Annotated in this window: 20 protein-coding genes and 1 riboswitch; of the genes, 11 read left to right on the forward strand and 9 right to left on the reverse strand. The window is 63.1% G+C overall.

Annotated elements, in window-relative coordinates; all coding sequences use genetic code 11:
* Positions 1-23: 23 nt before the first annotated feature.
* Positions 24-905 carry a sulfurtransferase gene (locus F8G81_RS15495; protein ID WP_267275580.1) on the reverse strand — a complete coding sequence of 294 codons (882 nt, stop codon included), beginning with the start codon at positions 903-905 and terminating at the stop codon, positions 24-26.
* 73 nt (positions 906-978) lie between these two features.
* On the opposite strand from F8G81_RS15495, the gene F8G81_RS15500 reads away from it, so the two are divergent.
* Positions 979-2,061, forward strand: coding sequence for a PLP-dependent cysteine synthase family protein (locus F8G81_RS15500; RefSeq protein ID WP_267275581.1), 1,083 nt, complete (start codon positions 979-981; stop codon positions 2,059-2,061).
* A 19-nt stretch (positions 2,062-2,080) separates the two neighbouring features.
* Here the strand turns inward: F8G81_RS15500 and F8G81_RS15505 are convergent, their stop codons facing one another.
* Positions 2,081-2,737 carry an MBL fold metallo-hydrolase gene (locus F8G81_RS15505; RefSeq protein WP_267275582.1) on the reverse strand — a complete coding sequence of 219 codons (657 nt, stop codon included), beginning with the start codon at positions 2,735-2,737 and terminating at the stop codon, positions 2,081-2,083.
* A gap of 130 nt (positions 2,738-2,867) precedes the next feature.
* On the opposite strand from F8G81_RS15505, the gene F8G81_RS15510 reads away from it, so the two are divergent.
* Positions 2,868-3,368 carry a Fur family transcriptional regulator gene (locus F8G81_RS15510; RefSeq protein ID WP_267275583.1) on the forward strand — a complete coding sequence of 167 codons (501 nt, stop codon included), beginning with the start codon at positions 2,868-2,870 and terminating at the stop codon, positions 3,366-3,368.
* Positions 3,369-3,466: 98 nt separating this feature from the next.
* Here F8G81_RS15510 and F8G81_RS15515 read toward each other — a convergent pair whose 3' ends face one another.
* From F8G81_RS15515 to F8G81_RS15535, 5 genes are all read right to left on the reverse strand, one after another.
* Positions 3,467-4,342 (reverse strand): metal ABC transporter permease, encoded by an 876-nt coding sequence (locus tag F8G81_RS15515; RefSeq protein ID WP_267275584.1) that lies wholly within the window; start codon positions 4,340-4,342, stop codon positions 3,467-3,469.
* Positions 4,342-5,157 carry a metal ABC transporter ATP-binding protein gene (locus tag F8G81_RS15520; protein ID WP_267275585.1) on the reverse strand — a complete coding sequence of 272 codons (816 nt, stop codon included), beginning with the start codon at positions 5,155-5,157 and terminating at the stop codon, positions 4,342-4,344. The genes F8G81_RS15515 and F8G81_RS15520 overlap by 1 nt, the downstream gene beginning before the upstream one ends.
* Positions 5,158-6,180, reverse strand: a complete 1,023-nt coding sequence (locus F8G81_RS15525) for a metal ABC transporter solute-binding protein, Zn/Mn family (protein WP_267275586.1) — start codon at positions 6,178-6,180, stop codon at positions 5,158-5,160.
* 99 nt (positions 6,181-6,279) lie between these two features.
* On the reverse strand, positions 6,280-7,350 hold the full coding sequence (locus F8G81_RS15530) for a hemolysin family protein (protein ID WP_267275587.1): 1,071 nt from the start codon (positions 7,348-7,350) through the stop codon (positions 6,280-6,282).
* Complete coding sequence (locus tag F8G81_RS15535; protein WP_267275588.1) at positions 7,347-8,678, reverse strand: hemolysin family protein; 1,332 nt, start codon at positions 8,676-8,678, stop codon at positions 7,347-7,349. Before F8G81_RS15535 ends, F8G81_RS15530 begins: the two co-directional genes overlap by 4 nt.
* Positions 8,679-9,240: 562 nt before the next feature.
* On the opposite strand from F8G81_RS15535, the gene F8G81_RS15540 reads away from it, so the two are divergent.
* From F8G81_RS15540 to F8G81_RS23600, 5 genes are all read left to right on the forward strand, one after another.
* Positions 9,241-13,050 carry a multifunctional oxoglutarate decarboxylase/oxoglutarate dehydrogenase thiamine pyrophosphate-binding subunit/dihydrolipoyllysine-residue succinyltransferase subunit gene (locus tag F8G81_RS15540; RefSeq protein WP_267275589.1) on the forward strand — a complete coding sequence of 1,270 codons (3,810 nt, stop codon included), beginning with the start codon at positions 9,241-9,243 and terminating at the stop codon, positions 13,048-13,050.
* Between the two features lie 150 nt (positions 13,051-13,200).
* On the forward strand, positions 13,201-13,800 hold the full coding sequence (locus F8G81_RS15545; RefSeq protein WP_267275590.1) for a GDSL-type esterase/lipase family protein: 600 nt from the start codon (positions 13,201-13,203) through the stop codon (positions 13,798-13,800).
* Positions 13,801-13,896: 96 nt separating this feature from the next.
* Positions 13,897-14,754: a DUF4097 family beta strand repeat-containing protein gene (locus F8G81_RS15550; RefSeq protein ID WP_267275591.1), complete on the forward strand. Its 858-nt coding sequence runs from the start codon at positions 13,897-13,899 to the stop codon at positions 14,752-14,754.
* The gene (locus tag F8G81_RS15555; RefSeq protein WP_267275592.1) at positions 14,754-15,368 is read left to right on the forward strand and encodes a PadR family transcriptional regulator; all 615 of its coding nucleotides are present in this window, start codon (positions 14,754-14,756) and stop codon (positions 15,366-15,368) included. The genes F8G81_RS15550 and F8G81_RS15555 overlap by 1 nt, the downstream gene beginning before the upstream one ends.
* Before the next feature lie 157 nt (positions 15,369-15,525).
* On the forward strand, positions 15,526-15,600 hold the full coding sequence (locus tag F8G81_RS23600) for a 50S ribosomal protein bL37 (protein ID WP_369299106.1): 75 nt from the start codon (positions 15,526-15,528) through the stop codon (positions 15,598-15,600).
* 176 nt (positions 15,601-15,776) lie between these two features.
* Here F8G81_RS23600 and rsrA read toward each other — a convergent pair whose 3' ends face one another.
* Complete coding sequence (gene rsrA, locus F8G81_RS15560) at positions 15,777-16,037, reverse strand: mycothiol system anti-sigma-R factor (protein WP_267275593.1); 261 nt, start codon at positions 16,035-16,037, stop codon at positions 15,777-15,779.
* Positions 16,034-16,804: a sigma-70 family RNA polymerase sigma factor gene (locus F8G81_RS15565; protein ID WP_267275594.1), complete on the reverse strand. Its 771-nt coding sequence runs from the start codon at positions 16,802-16,804 to the stop codon at positions 16,034-16,036. The genes rsrA and F8G81_RS15565 overlap by 4 nt, the downstream gene beginning before the upstream one ends.
* Positions 16,805-17,089: 285 nt before the next feature.
* Between F8G81_RS15565 and F8G81_RS15570 the strand changes: the two genes are divergently transcribed.
* The 4 genes from F8G81_RS15570 to hisN all read left to right on the forward strand — a co-directional run bounded on the left by F8G81_RS15570 (position 17,090) and on the right by hisN (position 21,100).
* Positions 17,090-17,638 (forward strand): DoxX family protein, encoded by a 549-nt coding sequence (locus tag F8G81_RS15570; protein WP_267275595.1) that lies wholly within the window; start codon positions 17,090-17,092, stop codon positions 17,636-17,638.
* Positions 17,639-17,644: 6 nt separating this feature from the next.
* The gene (gene aroA / locus F8G81_RS15575) at positions 17,645-19,039 is read left to right on the forward strand and encodes a 3-phosphoshikimate 1-carboxyvinyltransferase (RefSeq protein WP_267275596.1); all 1,395 of its coding nucleotides are present in this window, start codon (positions 17,645-17,647) and stop codon (positions 19,037-19,039) included.
* Positions 19,023-20,138: a ribosome small subunit-dependent GTPase A gene (locus F8G81_RS15580; protein ID WP_267275597.1), complete on the forward strand. Its 1,116-nt coding sequence runs from the start codon at positions 19,023-19,025 to the stop codon at positions 20,136-20,138. The genes aroA and F8G81_RS15580 overlap by 17 nt, the downstream gene beginning before the upstream one ends.
* 143 nt (positions 20,139-20,281) lie before the next feature.
* Complete coding sequence (gene hisN, locus F8G81_RS15585) at positions 20,282-21,100, forward strand: histidinol-phosphatase (RefSeq protein ID WP_267275598.1); 819 nt, start codon at positions 20,282-20,284, stop codon at positions 21,098-21,100.
* A gap of 150 nt (positions 21,101-21,250) precedes the next feature.
* A riboswitch (SAM riboswitch) is annotated at positions 21,251-21,364 on the forward strand.
* The last annotated feature ends 18 nt before the right edge of the window (positions 21,365-21,382 follow it).

Raw genomic sequence — 21,382 nt, forward strand, 5'->3', positions numbered from 1 at the left:
TCGGCTTGGTTGGTGCAGCCTGGTCAAGGTTGAACGCTGCCGCCGGGCTCGTTCCCGGTGACGACGGGCAGCGACGGATTATTGGACCACTCCGAGAAGGAACCTGGATAAAGCGAAGCCCGTATGCCCGCTATTTCCAGTGCCGCCACCTCATGGGCGGCAGTCACGCCGGAGCCGCAGTACACCGCCACCGGGACGTCGTCAGTGATGCCCAGCTCTTCGAAGCGCCGCCGGAGTTCCGGCGCGGGCAGGAAGCGGCCGAATTCATCCACGTTATCCGACGTCGGCGCGCTGACGGCGCCGGGAATGTGGCCGGCGCGCGGATCAACAGGTTCGAACTCGCCGCGGTATCTTTCCCCGGCCCGGGCATCCAGGAGCACGCCTTTTCCCGCCCAGCTTCCTGCGGTGGCCGCATCAATGGCAGGCATACTGCCAGCACTCATAGAGTCATCAGCAATGACATCAGCAAAAGAAACATTGCCGGGAAGGGATTCCGCCGGTCCCTCCTCAAGAGGGAGTCCGGCAGCCCGCCAGGCGGCCAGGCCGCCGTCGAGCAGATAGACCTCCTGGAGGCCCGCGTTTCGGAGCATCCACCAGAGCCGGGCCGCTGCCATGTTGCCGCTGTCGTCGTACGCCACCACAACATCGCCGTCGTTGATCCCCCAACGCCTGGCTGCGGCCTGGAAATCCTCAGCAGGCGGCAGCGGATGCCTGCCGCGGGCAGGGACGGCAGGCGCGGCGAGCTCGGTGGGGAGGTCCACGTACACGGCGCCTGGCAGATGGGAGGCCAGGTAGTGATCCCGGCCGTGCGGATCCCCGAGGGCCCAGCGAACATCCAGCAGGACAGTCCGCTGGCCGGCAGCCCGGCGGGCTTCCAGGGTGGCTACATCCATCAGAGGGCCCATCATTCTCCTTGGCTGGGGTCAGCAGTGGGTCTGACTACTCTAGCCTCCGGAGCAGCGCGGGTAGGCTGGTGCGGTGAATAGGGCAAGCAGCACCGACCGCTCCTGGGCAGACCAGGCCGTCCGCAAGATCAGCGCAGAAAACAACCGCTCCGCCGACACCCATCTCTACTCGGTCCCCCTTCCCGAACACTGGGGTGTCCAGCTCTATCTCAAGGACGAATCGACCCACCGCTCCGGCAGCCTCAAGCACAGGCTGGCCCGTTCCCTCTTCCTGTTCGGCCTGGTGAACGGTTGGATCAGGGAAGACACCACCATCGTGGAGGCCTCCAGCGGGAGCACAGCGGTCTCGGAGGCGTACTTCGCGCAGCTGTTGGGGCTTCCCTTTGTGGCAGTGATGACCCGTACCACCAGCCCGGAGAAAATCGCACTGATTGAACAGTTTGGCGGCTCCTGCCTGCTGGTGGACCATGCATCGGAGGTCTATGCCGTGGCCAGGGAAGTAGCAGAGACCAGCCGCGGCCACTACATGGACCAGTTCACGTACGCGGAACGGGCCACAGACTGGCGGGGCAACAACAACATTGCGGAATCGATCTTCCAGCAGCTGGAGCTGGAAGAGTACCCGGTGCCTGACTGGGTGGTTGTTGGGGCCGGCACAGGCGGCACCAGCGCCACCATAGGCCGGTACCTCCGCTACCACTGCCACCAGACCCGGCTGGCTGTGGTGGATCCCGAAAACTCAGCCTTCTATCCGGGCTGGCGTGACGGTGTGCCGGACTACAGCACCGGGATGCCGTCGCGGATCGAAGGCATCGGCCGGCCCAGGATGGAACCCAGCTTCGTCCCTTCAGTGATCGACCGTATGATTCAGGTCCCGGACGCCGCCTCCGTGGCCGCCATGCGGCATCTGCGGACAGTCGCGGACCTGCACGCAGGGCCTTCAACGGGCACCAATTTGTGGGGCGTCTGGCAGCTGGTGGCGGAGATGATCGCCGACGGACGGCGCGGCAGCATTGTGTCGCTCATGTGCGACGGCGGGGAACGCTATGCGGGGAACTACTACAACCCTGCGTGGCTGGCCAGCCAGAATATGGATCCTGAGCCATACGAAGCGGTGCTCAAGAAGTTCTTCGAAACGGGTGTTTGGGAGGGGTAGTTCCGGCGGGCTTTGGTTGCTACACCTCCACCGATTCCCCGGGGGCAAGGTGCACAAACTCGGTTCCGTACTTGCCACCCAGCCGGCTCACATGCGATTCCACCATTTTGAGGCCCATGTCATTCAGCAGCCCGTCATGGATCTGAAACGCACGCGCGGCCCGTACTCCGATCACAAAATCGACCACCTCGCTGGCCTTGTTCCACGGTGCGTGGAGGGGAACCAGGAGGGTCTGGACGCTCATGCCGTCCGGGATGATAAAGGAGTCCCCGGGATGGTAGACATTCCCGTCCACGAGATACCCGATGTTGACCACCACGGGGATCTGGGGATGGATCAGGGCATGCTGGCCGCCGTAACTGCGGATGCTGAATCCCGCCGCCTCGAATGAGCTGCCGGGCTCCACCGTATGGATCCGGCCTGCCGCTTCCGGTGCCTCTTCACGCAGGTGGGCCGCCACACCACCTGGGCCGAACACCGCCAGGCTGTCATTCCCGCGCAGCGCATTCACCATGGCGGGCACGTCGATATGGTCACCGTGCTCGTGTGTGACCAGCACCGCCTCCGCACCGGCCAAGGCTTCCTTCGTCTCCGAGAACGTCCCTGGGTCCAGCACCAGCACCCGGCCGTCCTTTTCGAGGCGGACGCAGGCGTGTGTGTATTTTGTCAGCTTCATAGCGCCAGCCTAGGGGGCGGCTGTAAAGAGTGTCCACGAGGCCCAGGGCCGGTCCCGCGCTCACGGCTCAGGAGGCTCCGGCTGGTAATCTTGATCTTTGCCACCATCCCACAGGGAAGCGAGTCCTCCAATGCCGTTCGGCACCAAGGCTGACGAAACCACGCCGTCCACCTCTGCCCCCTCACCCGCTACGGCTGCGGGCAGCGGAGGAACGGGAGCCGGAAAGGAACAGCGCGTCACCAAGCAGCGCCTGGCCATCAGCGCCGCGCTGGACGACCTGGATGACTTCGTGAGCACGCAGGAGCTTTACCGGATCCTCCAGAACCAGGGCGTCTCTGTTTCACTCGCTACGGCCTACCGCATTTTGCAGTCCCTCGCTGATGAAGGACTAGTTGATGTGCTCCGCAACGGTGAAGGCGAGGCCGTTTACCGCCGCTGCGCCGTAACTGGCCACCATCACCATCTCCTGTGCCGCAACTGCGGCAAGGCCGTGGAAGTCGAAGCCCCTGCGGTGGAAACGTGGGCTGCCCGGACGGCGAAGGACCACGGCTACACCGATGTGGCACACACCGTGGAGATCTACGGTCTTTGCCCCGACTGCACTGCCCGCAAGGCAGCCGGCGAGCTCTGACTGGCCAAGGTCTCTACAGCCTCAGCAAGCAAGCAGGGCCTCTCTTACAAGGGCTTGAGCAAATAGGGCCTCAGCAGAACCGGCTCAGTAGAAACGGCTCAGCGCGCAAGCATAACGCGCCCGTTGAGCCCCTTCTTCGCCCGGACGGTTCCGATCACCCGGCACACCACGTAGATCAGGAATGAGAGCGTTGTGACGTAGGGGCTGATGGGTATGCGTCCGCCCAGGGCCAGGAGGATTCCCCCCACTGTGGCAGTCATGGCGAACGCCACGCTCAGCACCACCACGGTGACGGGCGAGGACGTTACGCGCAAGGCAGCCGCAGCCGGGGTGATCAGCAGAGCCAGCACCAGAAGAGCTCCCACCACCTGGATGGACAGCGCCACGCTCACCCCCAGCAGCACCATAAAGACGAGTGCCAGGGTGCGGACGGGAACGCCGCGCGCTTCGGCAAGCTCCGGGTCAACGCTGGCGAAGTTCAGCGGTCGCCAGATTGCCACCAGGGCCACCATGACCACCACGGCAGTTCCGGCGAGTGCCTGCAGCTGCACGGTATCGACCGAGACGATCTGCCCGGTCAGGAGACCAAACTTGTTGGCGGCCCGGCCCTCATAAAGGGATAGGAAAAGGATGCCCAGGCCCAGCCCAAACGGCATGATCACACCAATGATCGAGTTTTTGTCCCTGGCCCTGACTCCCATCAGCCCGAGCAGCAGCGCCGCTGCCACTGAACCAATCAGCGAGCCGAAAACGATGTCCGCCCCGATCAGAAGGGCAAAGGCCGCCCCGGCGAACGACAATTCAGAGATGCCGTGAACAGCAAAGGCGAGATCCCGCTTCATCACAAAAGTGCCAACAAGTCCGCCCAGCAGACCCAGAACCGCACCGGCCCAGATGGAGTTTTGGACCAGGACCAGCAGTTCGCCGTAATTCTCGAAGCTGAAGATCGATCCGATAATGCTGTCCGGGTCCATCAGGCCATCTCCGCTGCGGTGGCGGGGACTTCTGCATGATGGTGGGTGGTTGCATCCGGCAACCCGACGACGACGATGCGTCCGTTGGCGTGGATAACCTCAACGTGGCTGCCATAGAGGTCCGACAGCACCGCGGTGGTCATGACCTCCTCCGGTGTCCCCACTTTGAACCGGCCTCCGGCGAGGTAGAGCACACGGTCCACGTAGTCGATGATGGGGTTGATTTCGTGCGTGACGAAGACCACTGCACTGTTTTGGTCGTGGCACTGTTTGTTGATCAGCGCGCTCACTGCCTGCTGGTGGTGCAGGTCCAGGGACAACAGTGGCTCGTCGCAGAGCAGGACCTTGGGATCCGTGGCGAGGGCCTGGGCAACGCGGAGCCGCTGCTGTTCGCCGCCTGAGAGTTGCCCCACCGGCACCTTGGCGTAGTCGCTCGCTCCAACGAGTTCCAGGAGTTCATCTATCCTGCTGTTTGCCTTGGAGGCTGCCAGGCGCAGTCCCCAGCGGTGGCCATCCACCCCCAGCCCCACCAGGTCACGGGCCCGCATGGGGGTATCAGGGGAAAAAGACTTCTGCTGGGGGATATAACCAATCAGTTTGCTTCCCCGCTCCACCGGGTGGCCGCCTAGCGTGGCGTTCCCTGCATGCAGGTCCTGAAGGCCAAGGAGCACCTTGAGGAAACTTGTCTTCCCACTGCCGTTAGGTCCAAGCACGGCGAAGAACTCACCAGGCCTGATGTCCAGGTTGAGATCCTCCCAGAGCGCCCGTTTGCCGAACTTCAGGGACGCCCCGCGGAGGCTCACCACTGGTTTCAACTATTTTTTCTCCAAAACTTTGCTGACGTTGTCAACATTGTCCGTCATCCACTGCAGGTACGTCTTGCCCTCGGGCAGTGTTTCGCTGAAGTCGATCACGGGAACACCGGCCGCTTCGGCCGCCTTCTTGAGCGCTTCAGTCTGCGGGCCCTCTGTTTGATCGTTGTATGCGAGGAAACGAATGTCTTTTGAACCGGCCAGGTCCGTTGCTGCCTTGAGCACTGCCGGCGGGACGTCGGTTCCTTCCTCGATAGCGGCACTGTAATCGGCCGGCGTCTGGTTCTCCAGCCCTGCCGCCTCCAGCAGGTACAGCGGGACAGGTTCAGTAACTGCTACAGGTGCCCCCGCTCCCCCGGCCGCCTTGAGCGCTGCGAGCTTGGCAGCGAGTCCATCCAGGCTTGACTTGAAGGTGTCGGCATTCGCCGTGAAGGTGGCTGCGGACCCGGGCTCGAGTTCGCCGAGCTTGGCTGCGAGGGCATCGGCCAGCTTGCCCATTGCATCCAGGCTGTACCACACGTGTTCGTTGAATTCGCCATGCTCGTCGTGCCCGTGCTCATCAGCAGGCTCGGTGGCCGCGGCGCCTGTGGCCGGGGCATCACTGGCCGGGGCATGATCAGCCTCTTCCTCCGGCGCCAGGCCCGAGATTTCGACCGCAGTCAGGATGCTCTCATGGGAAATATTGCTGTCCTCGGCCATCTTGTCGACGAAGCCGTCGTAGCCGCCACCATTTTCAATCACCAGGTCTGCCTTTGAAACAACCAGCCGGTCCTGCGCCGTTGCCTCGTAGGAGTGCGGGTCCTGGCTGGTCTTGGTGATAATGGCGGATACGTTGACTTTATCGCCGCCGACAGAGCGGGCGATGTCGCCGTAGACGTTGGTGGACGCGACAATGTCTATCAAGCCCTCAGAAGGCGAAGTGGACGATGCTGACGATGCTTCACCACCCGGACCGCAGGCGGTGAGCAAAAGGCTCAGGCCTGCGAGGGCGGCCACGGATGTGCGGGCGGCGGCAGAACGGCGCACGAAAACCTCAAATCTGTTTAGGGGGATGGACTTCTACGTCTTGGGAGAGTCTAACCCCTAAATGGGAATGATTCCTATTTAGGGAGCAGCCCGGCATGGTCATTCTCCGTTGGGCTGGCCGAGCCTCCTGATCCCCGTCGCCTGGGTTGCATCCCGGATCTCACCCACAAGCTGCTCAATGATGTCTTCGAGGAACAGCACGCCTTGGGTCTGACCGTCACGGCCTATGACCCGGGCGAGATGCGAGCCTGTACGCTGCATGACGGACATCGCCTGTTCGATCTCGTCATCAAGCGCGAGGTTCGCCAATGAGCGGATCCGGCTTTCAGCAATGGGATGCTGATAATCCGCGTCAGGAATGGACAGCACGTCCTTTACGTGGAGGTAGCCGGCCAGCATGCTGTCGTCATCCAGCATGGGGAACCTGGAGAAGCCGGTCCTGCTGACTGCCTTCTCAAACTCCACCGGAGTGGTGGCCGCTTTCAGCATAACCAGGTTGTCCAGCGGCACCATGATGTCCGAGGCCGTGTGCTCGGAGAATTCCAACGCACCGGTAATGAGCCCGGCGTCATCGTCCACCAGCCCGTGGCGTGTGGACTCCTGGACAATGGACTGGACTTCTTCGAGCGTGAAGGACGAGTTCACCTCATCCTTGGGCTCAATCCGCATGAGCTTCAGGATGTGGTTCGCGGACCAGTTAAGCGCCACGATTGCGGGCTTCACCAGACGGGCAACGAACATCAGCGGCGGCGCCAGGAACAGCGCAGCCTTGTCTGCAACTGATACCGAGATGTTCTTCGGAACCATCTCGCCGAAGGTCACGTGCAGGAACGTCACCAGCATCAAGGCAATCGCAAAAGCCACAACGTCCGCCATCTCCACCGGCAACCCCAGCATTTCCAGCGGTGCGGCCATCAGGTGATGGATGGCGGGCTCTGCCACCTGGAGGATCAGCAGTGAACAAACAGTGATACCCAGCTGGGCGCAGGCGAGCATCAGCGACACATTTTCCATGGCACGCAACGTGGTCTGGGCGCGCTTGGAGCCTGCCTCGGCCAGGGGTTCGATCTGGCTGCGCCGTGCGGACATCACCGCGAACTCGGCAGCAACAAAAAAAGCGTTGCCGAGCAGGAGGATAACCAGCCAGAAAATTCCTTCCCAGTCGCTCATGGTGCGGTCCTCTCCGGGCCTTCATCAGCGTCCGGCGCGGCGGGTTGGAAGCAGATCCTGTCGATGCGTCGTCCATCCATCCTGGTAACACTCAATGTTCCGCCGCCCACTGGCACGGTGTCCCCAACAGTGGCGATGCGGCCAAGTTCGCTCATTACATAGCCGCCAACCGTCTCATAGGCGGACTCATCAGGAACGCTCAGGCCGGGAATCTGTTCGGACAGTTCATCCGGACGCAGCAGCCCAGGAAAGTACCAGTCCCCGGACGCACTCTGGAGGAGACCGGGCCGAACTTTGTCGTGCTCGTCTGCAACTTCGCCCACGATTTCCTCAACAAGGTCTTCGAGGGTGGCGATGCCGGCCGTTCCGCCGTATTCGTCCAGCACGACGGCGAGCTGCAGGTTTCCCTCGCGGAGTTCCGCGAGGAGGGCATCCAGATGGATGGTTTCCGGCACCCTGAGGACGTCGGTCATGATGGCGCCTGCTTCCAGGTTGGGCCGCCGGTCCCACGGCACAGCCACAGCCTTTTTGACATGCACCAGTCCCCTGATGTCGTCGGAGGACTCGCCAATGACCGGGAACCGGGAGTATCCCGTGCGCCGCGCAGCGTCCAGGATGTCCGAGATCGGCTGGTCGGCGTCGATGGTCTCCACACGGATCCGCGGCGTCATGACGTCGGCAGCCGTCCGGGCCGAGAAATTCAGCGTCCTGGCCACAAAGTTGGCCGTGCCGGCGTCGAGCGTTCCCATGGCGGCGGAACGCCGTACCAGTGAGGCAAGCTCGGCGGGTGTCCTGGCCCCTGAAATTTCTTCCTTGGCTTCAAGCCCGAACACGTTCAGGACCTTATTGGAGAAGCCGTTCAGCACCAGGATGGCGGGCTTGAAAAGGGCGGTGAAAACAAGCTGCGGCCTGGCCAGCGCTTTGCCTACGGGAAACGACAACGCGATGGCCATGTTTTTGGGCACCAGTTCGCCCAGCAGCATGGAGAGCAGGGTTGCCAGCGCCATGGCGATCACCAGGGAAATGGATGCTGCTGCGACGCCGGGAATACCTAGGGCAACCAGCGGGCCTTCCAGCAGCCTGCCGACGGACGGTTCCATCACGTAGCCGGTCAGCAGTGTGGTGAGTGTGATGCCAAGCTGGCAGCTGGAGAGCTGGGTGGAAAGGGACTTCAGGCATTTGAGCAGAGGAACGGCACCGGTATCACCGTTGTCGATGGCCCGCTGGACCGTCGCCTGGTCCAAAGCAATGAGGGAAAATTCGACGGCGACAAAAAAACCGGTGCCGGCGATCAGCAGGAAACCTGCTGCGAGAAGTAACCACTCCATTCAGCAACCCGCCCTGAAAGTCAGGGACAAGCGGGGAATCCAGGTGGTGTGAAGGATCTGGGCGGCGGGCCGCTTCCGGGGGAAACTGCCCGGCGGAGGATGGTCAGCCGAAGCCGACGGTGTTTCCATAGAGGCTCCACGGGCCAGGACCGGCGGAGAGTGATGGGCGCGCGTTCGGGGTTTGCCGGCTCTGCGGGTGGACTGTGCGGCGCTGTTCTTCGTGCTCCGCTGACAGCCCCCAGGCCGGCACCTAGATTTACTGTCCATAAGAGTTTCAGTCTACAGGAGCAGATTGCTGCCCCCGCGTGCTGTGCAGTCGGGGTGTGCAGTGGTGCTCTGCGGCACCTGCGGATTTTCGTTCGCAGCAGCTTCAGGCACGCCATATTCCACATTCTTGGCGTCACTTCATGATTTGGGTCACCCTTATTGGCAGTTAGCGCAAGATGCTCATTAGACTGGCAAAGGTCTGGGTTCAGAGGACGCAGAGAACTGGTTCGGATGTTGTGCTGAGGCACCGTGGCGGCCAGAGGGAAATCAAACTCATGGAAGAGGCGTATTTCAAGTGCCAGAGCAGCCTAGCCACCGTCTACCAGAGGAATTTGGCGGAAATGAGTGGCTCGTTGACGAACTGTACGAGCAGTACCAAAAGGACAAGAATGCTGTGGATGCCAAATGGTGGCCACTGTTTGAATCCTTCGACTCGGGCAGCGATTCTTCTTCCAACGGGAATTCGCCCCTCGCGGTCGCCCACCCCCCTACCCGTGAAATGCCTGCCGTAGCTCCGGCCCAGGCCCCCGCAGCTCCGGCACCGGCGCCGGCAGCGCAGCCTGCCGCATCCGCTCCCGCTCCGGCACCTGCACAGGCACCCGCACCGGCAAAGAAGGCCCCTGCAACTATTGCCCGGGACGGCGCAAAGATAGCCGAGCCCGGAACCGGATCACAGCCGATCCCCGCGCAGCTCCCCAAAAATGTCAAAGCGCCCACGGCGCCCGAAGAGGACGTTGTCTCAGTCCTCCGCGGCCCGGCTAAAGCCATCGCCTCGAACATGGTCACCAGCCTGGAGGTGCCCACCGCCACCAGCGTGAGGGCCATCCCGGCAAAGCTGCTGATCGACAACCGTGTTGTCATCAACTCCAACCTGGCCCGCGCACGCGGCGGCAAGGTGTCCTTCACCCACCTCATCGGTTATGCCGTCATCCGGGCCCTGTCGCAGTTCCCGTCCATGAACGTCTACTACGACGAAGTGGACGGCAAGCCCGTTGCGGTCCAGCCTGCACACGTAAACTTCGGCATCGCCATTGACATGCCCAAGCCTGATGGAACGCGCCTGCTGATGGTGCCCAACATCAAGAAGGCAGAGACGCTTAACTTCTCTGAGTTCTGGCACACCTACGAAGACCTCATCAAGCGCGCCCGTGCCGGCAAACTAACAGCCGACGACCACTCCGGCACCACGGTATCCCTGACCAACCCCGGCGGCATCGGCACGGTGCACTCCGTGCCGCGGCTTTCCAAGGGACAGGCCGCCATCATCGGCGTCGGTGCCCTGGACTACCCTGCCGAGTTCCAGGGCGCCAGCGAAAAGATCATTGCGCACAACGCCATCAGCAAGGTCCTCACGCTGACGTCAACCTATGACCACCGTGTCATCCAGGGAGCCGGCAGCGGCGAGTTCCTGAAGCTTGTCCACCAGCTGCTGCTCGGCGCGCAGAACTTCTATGACGAGATCTTCGAGTCCCTGCGCATTCCGTACGAGCCCGTGCGCTGGAGCCCGGACCTGCAGGTGGACCCATCTGACCAGATCAACAAGGTCGCCCGGATCCAGCAGCTCATCCACTCCTACCGTGTGCGCGGACACCTGATGGCGGATACCGATCCGCTCGAGTACGTCCAGCGCAAACACCCGGACCTTGACGTGCTGACCTATGGGCTGACCCTGTGGGACCTGGACCGCGAATGGCCCACCGGCGGCTTTGGCGGCAAGCCCGTGCTGAAGTTCCGCGACATCCTGGCCGTGCTCCGCGATGCCTACTGCCGCACCACCGGCATCGAATACATGCACATCCAGGAGCCCGAGGAACGCAAGTGGTTCCAGGATCAGCTGGAGCACCCGTACTCCAAGCCCACCCGCGAAGAACAGCTCCGTATCGTCTCCAAGCTGAACGCGGCCGAGGCCTTCGAGACGTTCCTGCAGACCAAGTTCGTGGGCCAGAAGCGCTTCTCGCTCGAAGGCGGCGAGTCCTTGATTCCGCTTCTGGACGCCATCATGTCCGACGCCGCGGACGACGGCCTGGACGAAGTGGCCATCGGCATGGCCCACCGCGGCCGACTGAATGTTCTCACCAACATCGCCGGCAAGACCTACGCCCAGGTCTTCCGTGAATTCGAAGGCACCCAGGATCCACGCTCCGTGCAGGGATCAGGTGACGTCAAGTACCACCTCGGCACCGAAGGCACCTTCACCTCGGATAACGGCAAGGAGACCAAGGTCTACCTGGCTGCCAACCCGTCCCACCTTGAGGCTGTGGACCCCGTGCTGGAAGGCATTGTCCGCGCCAAGCAGGACCGACTGGATCAGGGCGAGGCGTTCCCCGTGCTGCCCATCATGGTCCACGGAGACGCCGCCTTCGCCGGTCAGGGCGTGGTGGCTGAGACCCTGAACCTTTCCCAGCTGCGCGGCTACCGCACCGGCGGCACCATCCACGTGGTGGTTAACAACCAGGTCGGCTTCACCACCGCACCTTCATCATCACGGTCCTCGACGTACTCCACGGACGTCGCCAAGATGATCCAGGCCCCCGTGTTCCATGTGAACGGTGACGACCCCGAGGCGGTAGTCCGCATCGGGCAGCTCGCTTACGAGTTCCGCCAGCGTTTCCACAAGGACGTTGTCATCGACATGGTGTGCTACCGCCGCCGTGGCCACAACGAGGGTGATGACCCCTCGATGACCCAGCCCCTGATGTACAACCTGATCGAAGCCAAGCGCTCCGTGCGGAAGCTGTACACCGAGTCGCTGATCGGTCGTGGCGACATCACCGAAGAAGAAGCCGAGCAGCTGCTCCGCGACTACCAGGAGCGCCTGGAGCGGGTCTTTGCCGAGACCCACGCGGCCCAGACGTCACCCATCCCGATCATCACGGCCGACTCCGCCGCGGTATCGGACATCGAGCGTCCCATCGCCCAGCAGTCCGACTCCGGGTCCAATGCGCCGGCGTCCACCGCCATCTCCCCTGAAACCCTGGCCCGCATCGGCAAGGCGCACGTTGAAATCCCCGACGGTTTCACTGTCCACGCAAAGCTCAAGCAACTGCTCGAGAAGCGCGAACAGATGTCACGCGAAGGCGGCATCGACTGGGGCTTTGGCGAGATTGCGGCGTTCGGATCCCTCATCATGGAAGGCGTCCCCGTGCGCCTGGCCGGGCAGGACTCCCGCCGTGGAACGTTCGTTCAGCGCCACGCTGTCTTCCACGACCGCGCCAACGGCAACGAATGGCTGCCGCTGGGCCACCTCTCGGACAACCAGGCCAAGCTCTGGATCTACGATTCCCTGCTGTCCGAATATGCGGCAATGGGCTTCGAATACGGCTACTCCGTCGAACGTCCCGATGCGCTCGTCCTGTGGGAGGCGCAGTTCGGTGACTTTGTCAACGGCGCGCAGACCATCATCGATGAGTTCATCTCCTCCGCAGAACAGAAGTGGGGCCAGCGGTCCTCCCTGGTGCTGATGCTGCCGCACGGCTATGAAGGCCAGGGCCCGGACCACTCCTCGGCGCGGATCGAACGATTCCTGCAGATGTGTGCGGAAGAAAACATGATCGTCGCCAACCCCACGACGGCGGCATCCCACTTCCACCTGCTGCGCCGCCAGGCGTACAGCCGCCCCCGCAAGCCGCTGATCATCTTCACTCCGAAGCAGTTGCTCCGCCTCAAGGGCGCGGCTTCCTCCGTGGAGGACTTCACCACCGGCAGCTTCCGCACCGTTATCGGTGACCATGAGCAGCTGGCGGCGGACGCCGTCGAACGCGTCCTGCTGGTCTCCGGCCGCCTCTACTACGATCTCCTGTCCACCCGGCAGAAGACGGAGGACAAGACGACGGCGATCGTCCGCGTGGAGCAGCTCTACCCGCTGCCGCACGCGGAGATCGCGGCGGAGCTTGCCAAGTACCCGAACGCGGAAGTGGTGTGGGCCCAGGACGAGCCTGCCAACCAGGGGCCGTGGCCGTTTATGGGGCTTAACCTCCCGGGCGCGCTTGACCGTGCCGTCCGGCTGGTATCCCGTCCCGCTTCGGCCTCTACGGCTGCCGGCTCCATGAAGCGGCACGCGGCCGAGCAGGATTCGCTCCTGAAGCAGGCATTTGCACGGAAGTAGCCACGAGGCTGCCCGGCCGGACGTCGAAATACCAGACTCCGGCCGGGCAGTTCTGTTTAATGGGGGGTGGGCCGCTTCCCGGAAACGGTCCGGCAGCAGCAGATGCGGGCTACGCGTCATGTCATTCAGCACTGAAGTAAAGAGGAATCCGTGGAAGACAGGAAGCTGCGCATCGCAGCTGTTGGAGATGAACTGCTGGCCGGGCTTGGGGATCCCAGGGCACTCGGCTGGCTGGGCCGCGTTTTGGCCCGCACTCCCCAGGATGGCGTGGAACTGGAAAGCTATGCCCTCCCCTGCCCGCAGGAGGGAACGGAAGGGTTGGCAGCCCGCTGGCTGGAGGAGGCCGGACGCCGGTTCGGTGACCAGCACGAGAACCGCCTCGTGATTGGACTGTCCGGCCGGGACATTGAATTCGGCCTTTCCACTGCACGCAGCCGGCTCAACCTGGCAAATATCCTGGATTCGGCATCGCAAAACAGGATTGAAGTCTTTGTGGTGGGGCCGCCCCCCACCCTGGACCCGGCACAAAACCGGCGCCTTGGCGAGCTGAATACTGCCTTCGCCGATGTGACCACCCGCCGCAAACACCTTTACGTGGACACGTTCTCTCCACTGGTCAACCATGAGCAGTGGCGGCAGGACCTCGCCGCTAACAGCGGAACCCCCGGACAGGCGGGGTATGGCCTCATGGCGTGGCTGGTCCTGCATCGCGGCTGGTTCCAATGGCTCAAAATGGACGCTCCGGCCTAAGCGGCCACTTCGGCAGTTCGCGATATATCTTGACCTACTCCTGCTCCCGTTATAAGTTGGCCTAAGACACGATATATCGCGATCTTGGAGGAACCAATGGCAGAGGACAGCTGGACCGTCACCGATCCGCAAACAATCGACGTAGACAGTGTCAGGTCACTCAAGCTGGGCATGGTGCGCGGAAGGTTCGACGTCGTTACCCATGCCGAGCCGGTAACCCGGATTGAAATCACCGACGTGCAGGGCGACCCTGTGGCTGTTTCGTTTGTCGACGGCCGGCTTGAGGTCCGCCACCAGCTTCACGGGCCGCAAGGCTGGTTCAAGAACCTCATGGGAACCGTCAACCACAACAGCAATAATTCGGCGGTCATCAGCATAGCCGTTCCGGCAGGGGTCGAAGTGGAAGCGGGCACGGTCAGCGGTGACGGACTGGTGTCCGGGATCAGCGGGCACACCAGGCTCAACACCGTCTCCGGCTCGGTGATGGCGGATGGCACCAGTGGCAACCTCCACATCAACACCATCAGCGGGGACGTGGCAGCGCGCAATCACGACGGCGTCCTGACCGCCAAAAGCGTCTCGGGCGAAGTTACGGCCTCCGGCCGGTTCAGCAATATCCGCGCCAACACTGTCAGCGGCGACATGAGTTTTGACCTGTGGGGCTTTACCCATGATTTCGGGGCCAATTCAGTTTCCGGGGACCTGACCATCCGGCTCCCGCACGACGTCGGGGTGGACATTGTGGCGAAATCGGCCAGCGGGACAGTGGTCATCGACGACCAGCACTATGCGCAGTCCGGGGGCAAGGTGGAAACCATCGCCGGCCCGGACAGGAAGCTCATGCTGGTGCGAACCAACTCCGTCTCAGGCAAGACGTCCATCTTCCATGGCCACGCTCCGAGTAACGGGGAAACATCGGACGGCGAAACAAGGAACCCGGAAGCGGCGGGCTGATGCCTCCGGTCTTCGCCCATGGTGCCCTCCGGCTCTACCTTCTGGCTCTCCTGGAGTCCGGCCCCAAACATGGCTACGAGCTCATCAAGGCCCTCAAGGAGAGGTTCGGCGGCACATATTCCCCCAGCGCCGGAACCATCTACCCGCGCCTGGGGAAGCTGGAGGAGGAGGGTCTGGTAGCTACGGAGTCGGTGGGCAGGCGGACAAACTATTTCATCACCGCTGCGGGGCTGGCGGAACTGAACAGCCGCCGGGACGAGCTCGCCGGCGTCGAAAACGACATCTCCGCCTCCGTCCGCCGCCTGGCGGACAACCTCCGCGAGGACATCCGCAGCAACATGCGCGGCCTGCGGGCAGATCTGGCAGCAACGGCCGAGGCGGCGCGTTCCGCAGCCCGCTCTGCCGACTTCAGGATGACAGGTAACCGGCAGCCCCACGACGGGAACCGGACGCTGAAGGAGGCCGAGCTGCTCCTTCAGGCGTTCCGCGACGACCTCCGGATCGAACTTCGACTGGAGGCGAGCCGGCAGCCGCTCAGCCCCCTGGCACTCGAAACCGTCAAGACCGTCCTTGACCAGGCCCGCATCTCCATCAGGAATTCGCTGCACGGTTGACTGGCGGGGCGGGTGAATGGCGGGGCAAGCCACTGCAGGGCCGGGCCGTTGCCGAACACCGCCTAGGTCATGGCTGCGTTCCTGGTTCGCGGCCTGTCCCTTCTTATGGGAGACTTGAGGGCAGCTCTTTTGAGTACCGAAATTAAGGAGGCCAGCTATGAGCAAGCGTGCACGTAAACGTCGTGACCGTAAGCGTGGCGGCGCGAACCATGGGAAGCGCCCCAACACCTAAGCAAAAGCTTGGAATCACGGTTTAAGCGAGGGACCCCGGAAGCCACACGGCTTCCGGGGTCCTTCGTCTTGAATCGGTTCTCGTCCCTGAATCAGTTCTTGACCGGTTCGTCCTGCCCGGTTTTCCGGGGATCGGATCCCTCAGCGGATCAGGTCCTCCGCAGCTGGCGGTGAATGCTAAGCGTCCACCGGGCGGATGGAATGTATCCGATCCAGGATGGCGTTCTTCAGGTTCTCCGGCGCGGCCTCGGTACATGACCGTTTCACCATGTTCCGGATCACGCATTCGAGGTCGTACTGCTGAGTGCATTCAGGGCAGTCATCAAGGTGGTGCTTGATCTCCGTGATGTCTTCACGGGTCAGTGCCCCGTCAAGGTACTCATAGATGCGTTGCATCCTGGCGTCGTCGCAGTCGCCCAATCCCTGGCAGTCGCTCATTTCCTGTTCTCCTGTTGTGTGCTTTCGGCCGCTTCCTGGGTTTCGACGGCGCCTTTGAATCCCCGATCGGCGGCATAGTCCGCCAGCATGTCCCGCAACATTTTCCGGCCGCGGTGGAGCCGGGACATCACGGTGCCGATGGGCGTGTTCATGATGTCCGAAATTTCCTTGTAGGCGAAGCCTTCGACGTCCGCGAAGTAAACGGCCAGCCGGAACTCCTCCGGAATTGCCTGCAGCGCGCGCTTCACATCTGAATCGGGCAGGTGATCGAGGGCCTCTGCCTCCGCTGACCTGAGGCCACTGGACGTATGGGACTCCGCCCTGGCCAGCTGCCAGTCCTCAATCGTGTCCGAATTGGACTGCAAAGGCTCCCGCTGCCGTTTCCGGTACAGGTTGATGTAGGTGTTGGTCAGGATCCGGTACAACCATGCTTTGAGGTTGGTGCCCGGCTTGTACTGATGGAAGGCCGAAAACGCCTTGGTGTACGCCTCCTGGACAAGGTCCTCGGCATCAGCCGGGTTCCGGGCCATGCGCATGGCAGCGGAATAAAGCTGGTCCACGTATTGCATTGCGTCCCGCTCGAAGCGGATGCGGCGCTCTTCCGGCGATTCGTTGGCCACGTCAACGGCGGGCTCTGCAGGCTCACCAGTGACGGTTTCAGGCTCTGCGGATTCTCCGGCAGCGGGGGCCTGCGCGTCGATACGGCTCTTGGCTTCGCTTCCGGAGGCCTCATACATGGCCTCTAGGGCCGGATCCAGGGTGCTCATTGCCTTCAAGTCTACTGTCACGCTCCGCGCGCGCTCCGAACCGTACTCCGGAGGATCTGATTCCAGAGTCTCCAAAACTACCGGGCCCGCGACTTCCGTTTCGTCCTTCACCAACGCCAAGGGCCAACTCCGCTCTTTGCCACTGCAGTTCATCGATTGGGGGTGTCCGGCATACCCGGACCCGCAAACCATAACCACTGGTGGCAGGCAAATATTCCTCAAAAGTGCAAGACTAGAACGGACTCCGCCGCATACGACGCGGTTCGTCCACCCAGGAGGAAATCCATGTCCTTTGTCCGTACTCTCGCCCGGCCCATGCTGGCATCCAGTTTCATCCTTGCCGGTCTGGACAAGTTCAAGAACGCTGATGATACCGCCCAGCAACTCTCGCCCCTTCTGCGCAAGGCAGCAGCCTCGTTGCCTTTCCAGACCAGCGAGAAGACACTGGCCAAGGTGATTGGCGGAACGCAGGTGGGTGCCGGTGTGTTGTTCGGACTCGGCAAGTTCGCCCGGCTGTCAGCAACACTGCTCACGGTTATCTCGGTTCTGAACACTTTTGTGGAGTGGCGAAGCGCGGACATCAGTTCCAAGGAAGGCCGGGATGCCCGGCGCAAGCAGCTCCTCAAAAACCTCTCCCTCAGCGGCGGCGCCTTGCTTGCCTCCGTGGATACGGCAGGCAAGCCCGGACTGGCCTGGCGCGCAGAGCACCTGGCTGCCGACGTGAAAAAGGGCGCTTCACACCTCGCTGCCGACACCAAAAAGACCACCGGGAAGCAGCTCCATAAGGCTGACAAGGCTGTCCGGCGAGTCGTGGATCAGGCAACGGGGGCCTAAGGACGCATGACCGGATCCATTGCCGCCCCTGCCCGAGACTCTTCCGAAACTGTGCCCCACTGGCCCGCCCCATTTGCCGCCAGGCCGGTCAACGCCACTGTTACGGTGCCGGGTTCGAAGTCCCTGACCAACAGGTTCCTGGTCCTGGCGGCACTGGCTGACGGCCCCTCCAGGCTGCGGGCACCGCTGCACTCGAGGGACTCCGCATTGATGATTGAGGCCCTGCGCCAACTCGGTGCCGGCATCACCGAGGTACCGGGGGACGGTGCCTTTGGGCCGGACCTCGAAGTGATTCCGCTGAGCCAGGACGCTCCCCCGGCTCGGACACAGATAGATTGCGGCCTCGCCGGAACCGTCATGCGGTTCGTTCCTCCGCTTGCCGCGCTTCGAAACGGCGAGAGCGTTTTCGACGGCGATCCGCACGCCAGGAACCGCCCCATGGGAACCATTATCGAAGCGCTGAAAGCCCTGGGCGTTGCGGTAGCAGCCGAGGACGGCGGCACTCCTGCCTCGTTGCCCTTCGTGGTCGAGGGCACGGGCGAAGTCCGCGGCGGACACTTGGTGATAGATGCCAGCGCGTCGTCGCAGTTCGTCTCGGCTCTGCTCCTGGTGGGAGCACGGTTTGCTGAAGGCCTGCACCTGGAGCACGTGGGCAAGCCAGTGCCAAGCCTTGACCACATCAACATGACGGTGGCCGTACTGCGAAGCGTGGGGGTTTCTGTGGATGACTCCGTCCCCAACCACTGGGTTGTCGCCCCGGGCCACATTCGGGCTTTCGACCAGCGCATCGAGCAGGACCTGTCCAACGCGGGCCCCTTCCTGGCCGCTGCCTTGGCATCCCGCGGAACGGTCCGCATCCCGAACTGGCCGGCCGGTACCACCCAGGTGGGCGACAAATGGCGCAGCATCCTGTCCGCAATGGGCGCCGAAGTCAGCCTGGCTGACGGCGTCCTGACCGTTACCGGCGGAGCTGGGATCCAGGGTGGCGACTTCGATGAAACCAGCGAACTTGCCCCGACTGTCGCCGCCCTGTGCGCCCTCGCCAGCGGGCCTTCCAGACTCACAGGAATAGCGCACCTGCGCGGGCATGAGACAGACCGGCTGGCGGGGCTTGTCACCGAAATCAACCGCCTCGGCGGCAATGCAGAAGAGACCAGCGACGGATTGGTGATCCGCCCGGCCAAGCTGCATGGCGGCGTCGTACATAGTTACGCAGACCACCGAATGGCCACAGCGGGCGCCATCCTTGGCCTCGCCGTGGAAGGCGTCGAGGTGGAGGACATCGCCACCACCGCAAAGACCATGCCGGACTTTCCTGCACTGTGGGCGGACATGCTGGCCCAGGGCCAGTCAACCGAGCCCCAGGGACCGGAGGGTTCCGTCGGTGGCACGCAGCACTGATTCTTGGGACGAGTCCGATGTCCGGATCCGTCCCAGCAAGAAGGGGTCCCGCCCGCGCACCAAGGACCGTCCCAGTCACGACGACGCTGTCACGGGACGCATCATCACGGTGGACCGCGGCCGGTATACAGCAGTGGTGGGTGAGGATTCGGGCGATGAGCGGGTGATCATCTCGGCAAGGGCCCGGGAATTGCGCCGTTCCCCCGTGGTTGCCGGAGATTTCGTCTCGCTGGTGGGGGATGTATCGGGGGAACCGGACACCCTGGCCCGCCTCGTCAAGATCCAGGACCGCAGGACACTCCTGCGCCGAAGCGCGGACGACACGGATCCGGTGGAGCGCGCAGTAGTGGCCAACGCTGATCAGCTGGTGGTTGTGGTGGCTGCCGCCAACCCGGAACCCCGCACAGGCTTTATCGACCGCGCCTTGGTAGCAGCCTACGACGCCGGGATTGACCCGCTGCTGCTGGTCACGAAGGCGGACGTGAAGGATCCTTCGGAGCTGTTGTCCAACTACGAGCACCTTGATTTCCCGGTGATCATCAGCCGCACGGCCGATTCCGAGGCGTCCGGCATCGACGCGCGTTCCGATGACGGACTGTCGGCCCGGCTGGACAGTAATGCCGTTGCCCAGCTCCGTGAACACCTCGATGGCAAGGTCACGGTGATGCTGGGGCATTCGGGCGTGGGCAAATCCACCATGGTTAATGCGCTGACAGGTGCCGAACGTGCCACCGGCGGCGTCAACGCGGTGACGGGGAGGGGGCGGCACACGTCATCGTCTGCCCTGGCCCTCAAACTGACTGACGCGCCGGCGGGCAGCTGGATCATTGACACTCCAGGGATCCGGTCCTTCGGCCTGGCGCATGTGGATCCGGACCGCATCCTCCGGTCATTCCCGGACCTCGAACCGGGAACAGACGCGTGCGAACGTGGCTGCAAGCACAACGCCGCCGCGGTCAACTGCGGCCTGGACGCATGGGTGGCCGAGGGCCACGCCGGCTCCACGGGTGCAGCCCGGCTTGCATCACTGCGGCGGTTGCTTGGCACTGATCCGCGGATGGAAGGCCAGGAAACCAAGGAACTCGGCAGCATGGGCTGACGTACGGCCAGCCGGAATCCGCTCACTGTTCGTCGGGTTTTTGCCGCTTTTCCTGCCTTCAGCGGACCGTGTCCGGGAGCGTCGGAACGGTTCGGGACGCCGATGTCCCCGCCCCTGCCTCGCTTTGACGGTAGTTTGGAACCATGATCCAACCCGCTTCGAGCTACAACGATGACTTGCGCCTGGCCCACGTGCTGGCCGACTCCGTGGACGACCAGACCATGAGCCGCTTCAAGGCCCTGGACCTCCACATCGAAACCAAGCCGGACCTGACGCCGGTCACAGATGCTGACAAGGCCGCTGAGGAAGCCATCCGAGGCCAGCTCTCCCGCTCCCGTCCCCGTGATGCCGTGCTCGGTGAGGAGTTCGGCAGCAGCGGACATGGTTCCCGCCGGTGGATCATCGACCCCATTGACGGCACTAAGAACTTTGTTCGCGGCGTCCCTGTCTGGGCCACACTCATCGCACTCGTTGACGAGGGCGAACCGGTGGTTGGCGTGGTCAGCGCCCCGGCGCTCGGTAAGCGCTGGTGGGCGGCCAAGGGCGCTGGAGCCTACATGGGCCGTTCCCTCGCCGCCGCCACCCGGCTCCGGGTATCGGACGTCTCGAAGCTCTCGGACGCGTCGCTGTCCTACTCCAGCCTGGGCGGGTGGAAGGAACGGGGCAACCTGGACGAGTTCCTGGAGCTCACTGAGGATGTGTGGCGGACCCGGGCATACGGCGACTTCTGGTCCTACTGCATGGTGGCCGAAGGGTCTGTGGACATCGCTTGTGAACCGGAGCTGAACCTTTACGACATGGCGGCGCTGGTGCCCATTGTGGTTGAGGCCGGCGGCCGGTTTACCTCCCTCGAGGGAGAGGACGGACCCTTCGGAGGCAACGCCCTGGCCACCAACTCCATCCTGCACTCGGAGGTCCTGAAGAGACTCAATCCCAGCCTGGACGATCTCCTGTCGTCCTGATCACCCGAATTATCAGCGGCGGACGCCTCCAAAAGGAGGCGTCCGCCGTCGTATCTTCGATGAGTAGGCCTATTTCAACGCCACGTAACAAAACCCTTAACATTCGGCCCGGCTTTTTCCCCGCCCGGCCCATGTCCTACGCTCTTAACAGGTCACGAGTGCCAGCGCTAAACCCCGGTTTGCTGGCCGGCAACCCTCCATTCGCGGTGGGGTGCCCCGGGTGACGACCAGGCCGGTCCGGAACGGATGCGGCAAGCGCGGATTCCCGGCACAGGGAGTCCT

The organism is Arthrobacter sp. CDRTa11 (assembly GCF_026427775.1).
Lineage (GTDB): Bacteria > Actinomycetota > Actinomycetes > Actinomycetales > Micrococcaceae > Arthrobacter.